Annotated in this window: 13 protein-coding genes; 2 read left to right on the forward strand and 11 right to left on the reverse strand. The window is 67.1% G+C overall.

Annotated features, from left to right (window positions below):
* Positions 1-230: 230 nt before the first annotated feature.
* The 3 genes from AC1D2K_RS18215 to AC1D2K_RS18225 form a co-directional block, all read right to left on the reverse strand.
* The gene (locus tag AC1D2K_RS18215) at positions 231-581 is read right to left on the reverse strand and encodes a VOC family protein (RefSeq protein WP_478090238.1); all 351 of its coding nucleotides are present in this window, start codon (positions 579-581) and stop codon (positions 231-233) included.
* A 146-nt stretch (positions 582-727) separates the two neighbouring features.
* Positions 728-1,066 (reverse strand): hypothetical protein, encoded by a 339-nt coding sequence (locus AC1D2K_RS18220; protein ID WP_478090239.1) that lies wholly within the window; start codon positions 1,064-1,066, stop codon positions 728-730.
* A gap of 116 nt (positions 1,067-1,182) precedes the next feature.
* Positions 1,183-1,923: an acid phosphatase gene (locus tag AC1D2K_RS18225; RefSeq protein ID WP_478090240.1), complete on the reverse strand. Its 741-nt coding sequence runs from the start codon at positions 1,921-1,923 to the stop codon at positions 1,183-1,185.
* A 697-nt stretch (positions 1,924-2,620) separates the two neighbouring features.
* Between AC1D2K_RS18225 and AC1D2K_RS18230 the strand changes: the two genes are divergently transcribed.
* Positions 2,621-3,082 carry a methyltransferase family protein gene (locus tag AC1D2K_RS18230; protein WP_478090241.1) on the forward strand — a complete coding sequence of 154 codons (462 nt, stop codon included), beginning with the start codon at positions 2,621-2,623 and terminating at the stop codon, positions 3,080-3,082.
* Positions 3,083-3,169: 87 nt separating this feature from the next.
* Here AC1D2K_RS18230 and AC1D2K_RS18235 read toward each other — a convergent pair whose 3' ends face one another.
* Genes AC1D2K_RS18235 through AC1D2K_RS18255 form a run of 5 tightly spaced genes read right to left on the reverse strand, consistent with a single transcriptional unit; the run spans position 3,170 to position 7,366 of the window.
* The gene (locus AC1D2K_RS18235; protein WP_478090242.1) at positions 3,170-3,796 is read right to left on the reverse strand and encodes a hypothetical protein; all 627 of its coding nucleotides are present in this window, start codon (positions 3,794-3,796) and stop codon (positions 3,170-3,172) included.
* Between the two features lie 2 nt (positions 3,797-3,798).
* Positions 3,799-4,428 (reverse strand): SCO family protein, encoded by a 630-nt coding sequence (locus AC1D2K_RS18240; protein ID WP_478090243.1) that lies wholly within the window; start codon positions 4,426-4,428, stop codon positions 3,799-3,801.
* A complete protein-coding gene (locus AC1D2K_RS18245) occupies positions 4,428-5,042 on the reverse strand; it encodes a c-type cytochrome (protein WP_478090244.1) in 615 nt (204 codons plus the stop codon). Before AC1D2K_RS18245 ends, AC1D2K_RS18240 begins: the two co-directional genes overlap by 1 nt.
* Positions 5,017-5,730: a cbb3-type cytochrome c oxidase subunit II gene (locus tag AC1D2K_RS18250; RefSeq protein WP_478090245.1), complete on the reverse strand. Its 714-nt coding sequence runs from the start codon at positions 5,728-5,730 to the stop codon at positions 5,017-5,019. Before AC1D2K_RS18250 ends, AC1D2K_RS18245 begins: the two co-directional genes overlap by 26 nt.
* Before the next feature lie 4 nt (positions 5,731-5,734).
* Positions 5,735-7,366, reverse strand: a complete 1,632-nt coding sequence (locus AC1D2K_RS18255; RefSeq protein WP_478090246.1) for a cbb3-type cytochrome c oxidase subunit I — start codon at positions 7,364-7,366, stop codon at positions 5,735-5,737.
* Positions 7,367-7,617: 251 nt separating this feature from the next.
* On the opposite strand from AC1D2K_RS18255, the gene AC1D2K_RS18260 reads away from it, so the two are divergent.
* Complete coding sequence (locus AC1D2K_RS18260; protein ID WP_478090250.1) at positions 7,618-9,030, forward strand: aminotransferase-like domain-containing protein; 1,413 nt, start codon at positions 7,618-7,620, stop codon at positions 9,028-9,030.
* 19 nt (positions 9,031-9,049) lie between these two features.
* Here the strand turns inward: AC1D2K_RS18260 and AC1D2K_RS18265 are convergent, their stop codons facing one another.
* The 3 genes from AC1D2K_RS18265 to AC1D2K_RS18275 all read right to left on the reverse strand — a co-directional run bounded on the left by AC1D2K_RS18265 (position 9,050) and on the right by AC1D2K_RS18275 (position 11,919).
* Positions 9,050-9,832 (reverse strand): adenylate/guanylate cyclase domain-containing protein, encoded by a 783-nt coding sequence (locus AC1D2K_RS18265; protein ID WP_478090247.1) that lies wholly within the window; start codon positions 9,830-9,832, stop codon positions 9,050-9,052.
* Positions 9,829-10,914, reverse strand: a complete 1,086-nt coding sequence (locus tag AC1D2K_RS18270; protein WP_478090248.1) for a carboxymuconolactone decarboxylase family protein — start codon at positions 10,912-10,914, stop codon at positions 9,829-9,831. Before AC1D2K_RS18270 ends, AC1D2K_RS18265 begins: the two co-directional genes overlap by 4 nt.
* 66 nt (positions 10,915-10,980) lie before the next feature.
* Complete coding sequence (locus AC1D2K_RS18275; RefSeq protein WP_478090249.1) at positions 10,981-11,919, reverse strand: DUF3616 domain-containing protein; 939 nt, start codon at positions 11,917-11,919, stop codon at positions 10,981-10,983.
* Positions 11,920-11,992: the final 73 nt, after the last annotated feature.

Below are 11,992 nucleotides of genomic sequence, written 5' to 3' on the forward strand. Positions count from 1 at the left end.
AAGCTCCTGACAGACCAAGGGTTGCACCGGTTGCAGCAAGGACGCTAAGCGATTTAGTCGTCTTTGTAGGCGACCACGTCCTCTCGATGCGTGGTTTGCCGGTGTCGRCACGGTGCGGCGACGGGTCGAAGTCAAGCGGGGCTCAGCCGGACCGACCCATCCGCAGCGTCCAGCAACGGACGCGGTGACGGTCGGCTTGTGGCCGAATCTCGTGGTAGACAGGATGGCGCTCATAAGTGCGCAAGGATATTGACCAGCTTCCCGAATGGATCGCGAACGAAGAATCGGCGGACGCCCCAGGGTTCGTCAGCGGGTCCGTATTCGATAGAGAAGCCGGCGGTCCTCATGCGCTCGAGCGCAGCATCCACATCATCCACTTCAATCGATAGGTCCGGCACCAGGGTGCCAGAACCACCTTCCGCGGCGAAGCTCACCTGTATGGCCATCTCTGTCGGAGAGCCAAAGGTCTGAATCCAGCCATGGTCCATCAAAAGCTCGAGGCCAAGGACATCTTGATAGAACGCCCGGGCCCGGCCGGGTTCCAGCGCCTCGAAATTGGCGACGATCCGTTTGACTTGCAACTTGCTTCCTTTTTGTGCTGCTGCGTTCGAACTGGACGGTAGGTCCCAATGACGGCTGTTAGCCGCCTGCCTGTCTACGGCGCCCCCAACGCGATTGACCTCGGTTGGCGCACTCCTCGCGATGGCATCCTGCGGTCATCTTCGAACTATCCGCGCCGAACCCAAGTCACCTTGCCGCCAGCAATCCCCAATGTCCGCCGCGTCGGTTCGAAGTCCATGGTGCCGGGAAATTGCTGGCCGTCCCGTTCTCCGATGCGCCAAGGGCAACCCTTGAGCAGGGCCAGAGCGTCGGCTTCCGTCTTCCCGACAAGGGATGCGTCCGGCACTTGGTCAGCTTGGCAGACCTTGGTTGTGTCAGGCGAGTCGTGAACGAGGCCGGGCGGGCTCGCTGGCGCGGCGGCCGGTGCACCCGTGCATGCACAAAGCAACTGCATGAAAGCTGTGGTGCAGGCAAGCTTCAACCTCGGGCAACGGAAGCGGTTCATGTGGCGTCCTTTCAGGATGAATCGTTGACGGTCCGCTCGTGGCCGACTGTAGCCGGTCATGGCCTCGGGGCTATGGGCCTTGAGCTTCCGCTGCACGACTCGCGCGCCCTACGCGATCAAGGCGCCGACGAACTTGAAACCGCGATGGTCGCTGCTTCGGTGGTGCATGCCGCCGTTTGCGGTGCGCCGACGGCGCGGGCCTTGGCGATCTCGTCGCGTGCAGCGGTCATCTGTGCGTTGAACACCGGGTTGGTGTGCAGACGTGCCACCGTGGCGGAACCGACCAGGCGCCCTGCCGCGATGTCGCTCTGCCAGTGAACGCCGCAAATGCCGCGKCTTTGTGAGAAAGCCCGGCCGCGTTGCAACAGCGCGTCGGCGCGATCGGGCGCCAGTTCAGTCAACACCAGCGCCCAGCCCCAGCCGATGGCTGAGTGGCCCGACGGATAGGAGCCATCCTTGGCCAGAAAGGCTTCTTCCTTCGGCGTGCAACTACCGGTCTTCAGCATGACGAAAGGACGCGTGCGCCCGTACTTGTCTTTGGCCTTGTAGGTCGCCAGGCCGGCATCGGTCAACGTGCGCCGCAGCAGCATGTTCAGGTTGGGTGTGGCCTGCTCGGAAATCTGCACGCCCAAGGCGCACGAGAAAACCGATGCAGCTTCGGGGAAATGCAGGTTCGCATCCGACACGGCCATGGCGCCGCGCGGCGTGCCTTGTTGTTTGGTGAGGTTGCGGAAGGCGGCAGTGTCGGCCGCCAAGGCAGGCGAGCCTTCGGCCGGTGGCGGTGGCAACAGGGCGAGGCTGTCGGGCAGTTCGGCGGGCGCGAGATAGCCTTTCAGGTAGCCGGTGCCGGCGCGCACTTCGCCCACTTCGGTCGGCGAAGTGGGTGCGACCACGCGCGGTGCCGTGGTGCAGGCGGCGGCGAGCAGCGCGACGGTCAGGGCCGCGGTGAGAGTCTGGATTTCCATGGATGCCTCGTTCTAGTGGGAGACGCCATGTTAGTGGCGCTCACGCTCCAAATGTCCGTTCCTGGCCGGCTGCTGCCGGAGCATAGCCGTCAGCGCTGCGGTCGGCGCCTTGCCTTGTCTTCTCGTCTGGACAGGCGTCTCATGCTTCGCTCTCGGGCCAGGTCCGCGGCGGAGGGGCGCGTGAAGTAGCGCCATAGCGCGCCTGCAACGGCTAGGGCGAGCATGACTAGGAAGAAGTACGCCATGAACTCTGTGAGCCATGGCATCAGGTCCTCGCCTTCACCGCCGCCCCCGCCTCGTCTGCGCGCATGAGCCGATGCTGTCATAAGGCTCACCAGAGCGATGGGAGCCAGCATGCGGAATCGAGAGATGGTCATGCGTTCGTGTCGAATGGAAGGGGCGGTTCGAAGGTCTGCAGCTGGCCGACTGTAGCCGGTCGCGCCGGCGGCGGCACGGTGCAACGCGCAGCGCGATCGGAACTGGAGCGATGTCAGGCCCAACCGCGGAGCTGCACAAACCAATGTCCGCATCCTCGACTGAACCCGGCACATTGAAGTAGCCTGCGATGCACTCAAGCGACAGGAATCCCATGAATGCACTCGAACTGAAGGTTCCGCCCCCGGTCGTGGCGTTGGTTCTCGCATTGGCGATGTGGGCTGTCTCTCGGCTCACGCTGACCTTCGAAGTCGCTGCTCCCCTGCGAATTGCTGTTGCGGTTGCCATCGCGCTCGTCGGCGGCGTATTCAGCGCTGCAGGCGTCATCGCGTTTCATCAGGCCCGAACAACCTTGAACCCGATGAAGCCCGAAACTGCCTCATCGTTGGTCACCACCGGCATCTACCGAGTCACCCGCAACCCGATGTACGTTGGTTTGCTTTTCGTGCTCGTCGGCTGGACGGCGTTCCTTTGCGCGCCCTGGACGCTGGCCGGACCGATAGTGTTCGTGGCCTACATGACTCGCTTCCAAATAGCGCCAGAGGAGAGAGCCCTCATGTCGGCATTCGGTGACGTATATGTCAGCTACAAGGCGAGGGTTCGTCGATGGCTCTGAGGCTCTGGGCGTCGCATTAGGCTTGCAGCCCTTGCAAGGAGCCGGGTGGCAACGGCGTCCGACGTGGCGTTGCCACGGGTGCCCGGTTCAGCCCGGGTCGCACATCGACCATGGCGCCAGCGAAGGCACCTGCCCCACCGCGACGTCTTCCGAACGCCACGAAGAGCGGGCGACAAACCACAGCCAGGCGACCAGCCCCGCCGACGCCCAGGCCACCATCGCACGGCCGGCCTGCCCCTGCTGGTCGACCAGGTACACGCTGCACAACTGCTGCGGCGCTTCCTGGTACATCAGGCCCGCGGCCAGGGTCATCCAGAACCCGTTGAGGACGATGAAGGCCTGCAGCACGGTGCCGGCAGAGGCCCAGGACGCGCGCAGCAGCAGCCCCGCGGCGACCAGGCTCGCGACCTTGGCGACGGCCACGCCCGTGTGCAGCACGGCCAGGTCGAGCGCCGCCGGCACCATCCAGAACCCGGTCACGCACAGCGCGAACAGCAGGCCCGGCAGCCCGTGGGCGTTCCAGCGGCCGATGGCGCGGCTCAAGCCGTCTCCGGCCCGGGCGGCCGCGAACCCGCCGAGCAGGAGCAAGGCGGGCAGCTCGAGGCCCATGTGGCGCGCCATCGTGTGTTCGAGCCAGGGATGCGCAGCCGCCAGGCCGGCCAGCAGCAGGCCCGGCGCGAGGTCGCGCAGAAGGTGGCTCCAGCGTCTCGCCATGCTCACGCGCCTGCGGCGCTGCGCAGGTAGTCGGCCAGCGCGATGTCCGGGCGATCGATGTCGTAGGCACGGCTCAGGCGGCCGTCCTCGCCGATCAGGAACAGCGCCGCGTTGTGCGAATAGCCGCCCTGCCCGTCCGGCAGCACGACGACGCCGAACAGGTCCAGCATGGCCCGCAGCTGGCCTGGATCGCCGACGCCGGCGAAGCGCCAGACCGCGGGGTCGGCGTCCAGCCGCCGCGCCTGTTCGGCCAGCACCTGCGACGTGTCGTTGGCCGGATCGAAGCTGAGCGTGAGCAGCCTTACCCGGTCGCCGAGCCCGCGCGCCTGGATCTCGCCCTGCAGCCAGGATTGCCCGGCGACGCTGGTGAGGCACACGGACTGGCAGCGCACATAGGCCAGCGTGACGAAGGTGACCCGCCGCGCAGGCCGGCCGTAGTCGCTCAACGCCAGCGGCTTGCCGCCGGCGTCGATCAATCCGATCGCGGGCAGCGTGCGCGGCGCACTTGCGAGCTCGGCGCGCCTCACGCCGTCCGAGGTCACGGCGGCGAAGCCATGGGTCACGGCCGCGAACGCAGACAGCGCCGCGACGGCCACGATGGCCGTCGACGCCAGCGTGCGCCAGCCGCGCATCACGGCGGCGTCCCGCCGGCGGACGCTGCGAACTTCTGCAGTTCGGCAATGCCCGGCCAGGGCTGCGTGCGCTCGGCGCTGGCCTTGCGCGCGGCCTGCACGGCCGTCGCGTCCACCGCGGCACTGGCATTGCCCCATTCGGCGCGGATGAAGCTCAGCACGGCGGCCAGCTCGGCGTCGTTCATCTGCTCCCCGAAGGCGGGCATCGAGCCGTTGTAGGTCGTGCCGGCGACTTCGATCGGACCATTCAGTCCGTGCAGCACGATCTGGATCGGGATCTCGGCCGGCCCCTTGACCCACGACGCATTCGCCAGCGGCGGAAAGACGCCCGGCAGCCCCTGCCCGGCCGCCTGGTGGCAGGCCTGGCATTTGGCGACGAACAGCTGGCGCCCGTCGACGGTGCCTCCCTGCGCCGGCGCCGTCCCCTTGGCCAGCGTGGCCGGCGCGCGCTGGTCGCCCAGTCCCGCGAGGCCATCGGGCCTGGCCAGCAGGATGTAGCCGACGGCCCACACCACGAGCCCCAGCGCCAGGCCCAGCACCACCCGCGGCACCGGGTTGTACTGCTCGTGCGGATCGGCGTGCTCGCTGCTACGGCTTTGCTGGGGCTGCTTCATCGTTGTTCTTTCCTGTGGGGACTTCGGGCGACGCGTTGGCGGCGGCCGGCGCTTCGAGCCCGCGGCGCGCCGGCAGCATGCGCGTGACGGCCTCCGCCTGCGCCGGCGTGAGCACGGGGTACTCGCGCTGCAGGCTCTGCAGGTAGGCCACGAGATCCAGCGCCGCCGGCGTGGCGACCACCGTCTTGCCGAGCGGCACGGTGCCGGGCGGCAGCGCCACGATGCGCTCGCCCTTGGCCGCGCTGCCTTCGTTCTTCACTTCGAACAGGAAGGGATACGACGGCATGATGCTGCCCGGCACGTAGGCCCGCGGCTGAAACAGGTGGCCCAGGTGCCAGTCCGCGCTGGGCTGGCGGACGCCGATGTTGAAGAGGTCCGGCCCGGTGCGCATCGTCCCGAGCAGCGGCGGCTCGTCGTAGTGGTAGTCGCCGGCCACCGAGGCGCGGCCCCAGCCCCGCTGCGCATCGGCGATGCCGGCGCCGGTGGTGCTGGGCTGCTGCGTATGGCAGGCGATGCAGCCGTTGGCCATGTAGACCGTGCGGCCCCGGAGCTCCTGGCTGCTGTAGGGCTTGAGGGCCGGCGGCGCCGGCTCGTCCTTGAGCTGCAGGAAGGGCACGATGATCATCGCGGCGGTGGCGAGCGAGAGCGTCACCATCGCGCCGCTCACGAGCTTGAGTTCGTTTTCCATGGTGTCAGACCGCCGAGGTGTGGAGTGCGATGCGGTCGGTCTGCGTGAACACGCCCGAGCGCGCGGTGATCAGCGCGACGTGCCACGCGAACACCAGGTGGCCGAGCGTCATCAGCGCGCCGCCGATGGAGCGGCCCTGGAGCCAGGGCAGCGTGACCGCGACCGAGTCCATGAAGGGGCGCGCCGGGTCGAGCAGGATCAGGCCCTGCAGGATGCCGCCGATGCTCAGCGTGATCATGTAGACCGCGAAGCCGGCCACCACCAGCCAGAAGTGCAGGCTGATCAGCGCGGGCTTGGGCCAGCGGGTGTCGAGGATGCGCGGCAGCGCGAAATACACGCCGCCGAAGATCACCATCGACACGAAGCCGTACATGCCCAGATGCGCGTGCGCCACCGTGAAGTGCGTGAAGTGCGTGACCGCGTTGAGCGAGCGCAGCGCTTCGAGCGAGCCCTGCAGCGAGGCCAGCGTGTACATCACGGCGCCGAAGAAGATGAAGCGCAGCACGTGGGAGTGCTTGAGCGCGCTGAAGTGGCCCTGCAGCGTCAGGTGCTGGTTGAGCGAGAAGGCCACCACCGGGATGATCATCATCACGCTCTGCACGATCGACAGCGTGATCAGCCACTCCGGGATCGGTCCGCCGATCAGGTGATGGGCGCCGACCTGCCCGTAGAAGAAGGCCAGGGTCCAGAAGCCGAGCAGCGACAGGTTGTACGAGCGCACCGGCCGGCCGATGACCTTGGGCAGGAAGTAGTAGACGCAGGCGATCGACAGCGGCGTGTAGAACAGGCCCAGCACGTTGTGGCCGAACCACCAGTTCATCGTCGCCTGCTCGACCCCGAAGTGCACGCCGGGGATCTTGGCCACGATGTAGAGCGTGGGGAACCAGAACAGCGCCGCGCCCATGTACCAGACCGACACGTACAGATGCTGGACCTGGCGCCGCTGCAGCATCAGCGCCATCGGCAGGCCGATCAGCATGCCGCCGACGGCGAACAGGCCGCCGATCTGCCAGGGGATCTCCAGCCACTCCATGCCGGCGCTCAGGCCGATGGCGATCGCGCCCAGCCCGGCGATCAGGCCCGCGTTCCAGAGCACGGCGCCGACGATGACCAGGCGCCCGCCCATCAACTGGGTCTTGAGCAGGCGCGGCAGCATCCAGATCGCCAGGCCGAGCAGGCCCAGCGGCGCCCAGCCATAGGCCACCGCATTGAGGTGCAGCGTGCGCAGGCGGCCCATCGTGAGCCAGGCGTGTTCGGTCATCAGGTCGGGCCAGTGGAGCTTGAGCGAGGTCAGCAGGCCGGCGGCCGAAGCCACCAGCAGCCAGACCACGGCCGAGCCGATGAGCACGAAGGCCGGGAACGCGCTGGAGCGGTCGGCCGCCTCGCGGACCGTCGCCTCGCTGGGCGCCATGCCCCGGGCCGGCGCTGCCTGGCCCGCGGTCACGGCCGCCAGCCGGCGCTGCTGCTCCGCGCTGGCCGAGGGCTCCTCGGGATGRCCGATCTCGCCGGCCGAGAAGATGGTGCGCGCGCCGGTCGATTCGGCATCGAACAGGCCCTTGCGCAGCGACCAGATGAATGCAAACAGGCCGGTGATCGACAGCAGGAAGGTGGCCAGCAGCAAGGCGGTGGGGTTCATGTCCTCTTTCTGTCTTCCCGAGGGTCAGGCACGGGGCCGGGGAAGAACGTGACCACGATCCTAGGTCGCATGGATCAGATCGTGAATCACCAGTTGCCTCGTCAAAAAGCAGATCAGATAGCGATCCACCCGCCACCCCTTCCCCGCATCGGGCCGACAAGCTCACATTCATGCGTTTCACTACAATCCACGAAATTGCATATCAGCGCACGCCGGGCCAGCCCGTCGCGAGCTGCATCCGGGAGGCATTGATGAAGCTCTACGAAGCGCTGGCCGCCGACATCGAGGCGTCGATCCGCACCGGCGTGCTGCATGCCGGCGACCGCCTGGCGTCGGTGCGCCACACCAGCCAGAGCCGGGGCGTCAGCGCGTCCACGGTGTTCCAGGCCTACTACCTGCTCGAGGCCCGCGGCCTGATCCGGGCCAGGGAGCGGTCGGGCTACTACGTCTCGGCCGGCGTCAGGCAGGTGCCGCCCGAACCGGACCTGACCTCGCAGCCCAGGGACGAATCGATCGCGGTCGACGTCAGCGAACAGGTGTTCGAGATCCTCGAATCCAGCATGACGCGCGATGTCGTTCCCTTCGGCTCGGCGTTTCCGAGCCCGTTGCTGTTCCCGCTGGGGCGGCTCGGCCAGGCCATGGCCTCGAGCGCGCAGTCGCTGGACCCCTGGAGCACGGTGGACGACCTGAGCCCGGGCAACGAGGCGCTGCGCCGCCAGATCGCGCTGCGCTATCTGGCCGACGGCATGCCCGTGCACACGGACGAGATCGTCATCACCAACGGCGCGCTCGAAGCCCTCAACCTGTGCCTGTCCGCCGTGACCCGTCCCGGCGATTCGGTGGTCGTCGAATCGCCCACCTTCTATGCGGCGCTGCAGGCGCTCGAGCGCATGGGGCTGCAGGCCATCGAGGTGCCGACCCACCCCCGCGAAGGCATCGACCTCACGGCCCTGGAGCATGCGATCTCGCGCCACAAGCCGAAGGCGTGCTGGCTGATGACGACCTTCCAGAACCCGCTCGGGAGCTCGATGCCGGAGGCCAAGAAGAAGGCGCTGGTGGAACTGCTCGCGCGCCACCAGCTGCCGCTCATCGAGGACGACGTGTATGCCGAGCTCTATTTCGGCGACAAGCGCCCGGCGCCCGCGAAAGCCTTCGACACGCAGGGCCTGGTCATGCACTGCTCCTCGTTCTCGAAATGCCTGGCGCCCGGCTACCGCATCGGCTGGGCGGCGCCCGGGCGCTTCGTGAAATCGGTTGCGCGCCAGAAGCTGACGACCACGCTGAGCGCCTCCGCGCCGGCGCAACGCGCGATGGCGCTCTACCTGGAGCGCGGCGGATTCGACAAGCACCTGCGCAAGCTGCGCCAGACGCTGGCGGCCCAGCAGGCCACCTTTGCCGAGGCGGTCGGACATCACTTTCCGAGCGGCACGCGGGCCACCCGGCCCGCGGGCGGCTACTTCCTGTGGGTCGAACTCCCCGAGGGCATCGACGCGCTGAAGGTCCATCGCCATGCGCTGTCGCTCGGCATCAGCGTGGCGCCAGGACCGATCTTCTCCGCCAGCCGCGCGTTCACGAACTGCCTGCGGCTGAACTACGGCCACACCTGGGATGCGCGCAGCGAGCAGGCCCTGTCGAGCCTGGGGAGACTGGTGTCGTCGCTGTAGTCTTGGCCGACAGCGCGCCCTACTTCTCGGCCTGCACGAAATAGGTCTGGATCGGCTCCGCCTTGCCCTTGACCAGGGCCGGCGGCATGGGGCGCAGGTGAAACTGATCGTCGATCGCGCGACGGATTTCCTCCGTGATCAGCAGATCGACTTCGTACTTGCCGGTCAGCGATTCGACCCGGGAGGCCACGTTGATCGGATCGCCGGTCACGCTGAACTTCGAAAGGCCCGCGGTCCCGATCACGCCTGCCACCACTTCCCCACCGTGAATGCCGATGCCGAAGCGAAGTTCAGGCAGGCCCTTCTCACGCAGGGTGTCGTTGTAGCGCGCCAGTTCCGAGCGCATGTCCAGTGCGGCGAGTACGGCGTCCCGCGCCTGCCAGGGATTGGATTCCAAGGCGCCGAACAGGGCCAGCAAGCCGTCGCCCACGAACTCGGTGACATGGCCGTGATGATGCGTGATGGCCACCGTCATGTGGCGGAAATAGTCGTTGAGAATGTTCACCGTGATCGCGGGGTCGAGGCGATCGCACAGGGCCGTGAAGCCTCGCAGGTCGGCGAACAGCATCGTCACCTGGCGCCGCTCGGGTACGAAGGCGTCGCCGGTGCGGGTGAGCCGCTCCACCACGTCAGCCGGCACGAAGCGCTCGAACTGACGCTGCAATTGCTCCAGCTTGTCGTCGGCGGCCAGCAGCAGTTTCTCCAACTGGTCGTTCTGGCGACGGCCGCGCAGGACGAGTACCGCCAGGATGGAGAGGGCGATGGCTCCGGCCGCGGCAAGGGCCCACACCAGCGTCATCATTCCAGCAGCATCGCCAGCCGGACGGTCCCGTTCGCCAGCGATGCCACGCCGATGGCTTCCAGCAATGCGTCGGCCCCCAGTGCCTCACCGAGGGCGCGCGTCCTTCGCTGAATCGACGAAGGCTCGTAGTACACCGTGTCGCGCGCCCAGGCCAGCAGGCCGGCTTCGCGCAGTGCCAGGCGGGGGCAACGAAGCGTCGCCATCGCGCCTTCGATCTCGGCCTGGCTCAGGCCCTCTTCCAGCAGCAACCGGGTCGCCGCGGCTTCGCTATGCGGGCAGCCGAGTGTGCGCGCGATCACTGTGAACATCAGGGCCTTGGCGTTGCGGCTCAGCACCCCCGAGTCGAATGCGCCGTCGAGCGCCGCCTTCATGACGCTGCCTGCACGCAGACCGGCGAGCGGCGCCACGACCACGCCAAAGGGGCCGGCAGCCAACGCAGCCCGATCCGGCACCGCCTCCTCCGGCCTCCTTGGGGAGAACTTCTTCATCAACGGTATCGCGAGCGCGAGCACCCAGCGGAACGGTCCGTTGGCCATGCGTTCGAACTTCTGTTCGGGTGGACACGCCAGCAGCGTACTCACGCGGTTGTAGAAGCACCCGAGCGAGATCGAAAAGGCCATCTCGCAGACTTGCACCGGCGTATAGCCGAGCTCAAGCAGGGCGGCACGCTCGGCCGCAGCCGGGCGGGGCCTCGATCGGGCCAGACTGCGGCAAAAGGCGATGTAGGCGCGTTCCTTCTCGTCCAGCTCGGCCGTCTGCACGTCGCGTTCGACCTGCTGGATGAAAGACTCGGAATAGCCCAGCACCTTCATGTAGGCACGGTTCGCGCCATAGCAGTATCGACACGAATTTTCCTGCGCCGTGACCATGCTGCCGATGCGCTGCAGCCGCTCCGACAGGGCGACCGGCACGTAGTTCGTTGCCTCGTAGGCTGCCTCGCGCAGCCAACGGCTGGGAGCGACCCGGCGGTCTACCTCGAGGACCTGTGCGCCGCGGCGCTTGAGTTCAGCTTCCCACGCCACGTCGTGCGCCACCGACAGGACCGGGTCGCTCCACTGGATCTCGCTCAGCAATACAGCCATGGGCTTCTCCACCGAAAGCATCGGCTTTGAAGCGAATTCTGCCGTAACGCCGAGCCGACCGTTCTCTCAGTCGAATCGAAGGTGATCGATGCCCAGCAGCAGAAAACTGGCAGGGCGTCCTTCACGGCGGCTGCCGTCGTCGCTGACGACGATGATTCCTGGTCCTGCGTCGACGACGGCTGGACACACTCCCTCTGCGCGCGCGAGGCCTGGCAGACCGGGAATGGTGACGCGACGCGCAGAGCCGTGCGGCTGGCCGTTCCAGCGCCAGAGCGAGAACTCGCCGCCTTCGCGCGACATCGGCCCGCTGACGACCAGGTACGCACCGAGCGCAGGCATGTAGGAAAGACCGCGGATGCCATGGCCGCCCAGATCCAGTTCGCTGAGGTCGGCGGCCAGCCGAGGCGGCGCGTCATCATCGAAGAGTGCAGCCGGATTTTCGACGCTGGCGATGATGGCGCGACCTTCGTGCAGCGGGCTTCGAAAGCCGATCAGCAGCCGCTGCTGGTCCGGGCACATCTCCAACGCCTCGATGTTGAGCCCTCCGGCGTCCTTGACGTCCCGGATCTCGGCAGCCGAGGCCAGCAACGGATATGCCATCGTCAAGGCGCGCTTGAGTCCGTGCACGACCTTGGGCTCGACCACGCGATGGCCCTCGACTCGGAAGCGAACCAGCCGTTCGCGCGACTTCTTCTCGTTGCCATCGTCGTCACGAGAATGCGAGGTAATGGCGTACACGAATCCCGATCGGTCCAGCGCAAGTCCTTCAAGATCGTCGAGCTTCCAGAAGTCGCTGAAGACTTGAAACAGCCCGGCAGTCAGGGGGGCACTGCCAACGCTTCCGTCAGCGCCCATCGTGACCAGACTGAAGGGGTGGTCCTTTTCGTCCTCAACCACAAGAAAGCGCCCGTCCGGCAACTGCTGGATCGCGGACGGCTCATAGATGCCGGCCAGGGGCCGGAAGGCAGGAAGAGTCTGCGGCACTCGGGCATTGTGGATTTCCATGGCCTGCCTTCGGTCCGCTGCGTCACCCTTCGACCAGCGTCGCGAGAAGCGGTGCAATCCCGGTCAGCGGCAC

This window comes from Variovorax sp. P1_H12_2, assembly GCF_056405335.1.

Bases quoted from the DNA above. Each gene is read 5' to 3' on its own strand.
- AC1D2K_RS18220 (WP_478090239.1), bottom strand. From the start codon at position 1,066: ATGAACCGCTTCCGTTGCCCGAGGTTGAAGCTTGCCTGCACCACAGCT.
- AC1D2K_RS18230 (WP_478090241.1), top strand. From the start codon at position 2,621: ATGAATGCACTCGAACTGAAGGTTCCGCCCCCGGTCGTGGCGTTGGTT.
- AC1D2K_RS18235 (WP_478090242.1), bottom strand. From the start codon at position 3,796: ATGGCGAGACGCTGGAGCCACCTTCTGCGCGACCTCGCGCCGGGCCTG.
- AC1D2K_RS18240 (WP_478090243.1), bottom strand. From the start codon at position 4,428: ATGCGCGGCTGGCGCACGCTGGCGTCGACGGCCATCGTGGCCGTCGCG.
- AC1D2K_RS18245 (WP_478090244.1), bottom strand. From the start codon at position 5,042: ATGAAGCAGCCCCAGCAAAGCCGTAGCAGCGAGCACGCCGATCCGCAC.
- AC1D2K_RS18250 (WP_478090245.1), bottom strand. From the start codon at position 5,730: ATGGAAAACGAACTCAAGCTCGTGAGCGGCGCGATGGTGACGCTCTCG.
- AC1D2K_RS18260 (WP_478090250.1), top strand. From the start codon at position 7,618: ATGAAGCTCTACGAAGCGCTGGCCGCCGACATCGAGGCGTCGATCCGC.
- AC1D2K_RS18265 (WP_478090247.1), bottom strand. From the start codon at position 9,832: ATGATGACGCTGGTGTGGGCCCTTGCCGCGGCCGGAGCCATCGCCCTC.
- AC1D2K_RS18270 (WP_478090248.1), bottom strand. From the start codon at position 10,914: ATGGCTGTATTGCTGAGCGAGATCCAGTGGAGCGACCCGGTCCTGTCG.
- AC1D2K_RS18275 (WP_478090249.1), bottom strand. From the start codon at position 11,919: ATGGAAATCCACAATGCCCGAGTGCCGCAGACTCTTCCTGCCTTCCGG.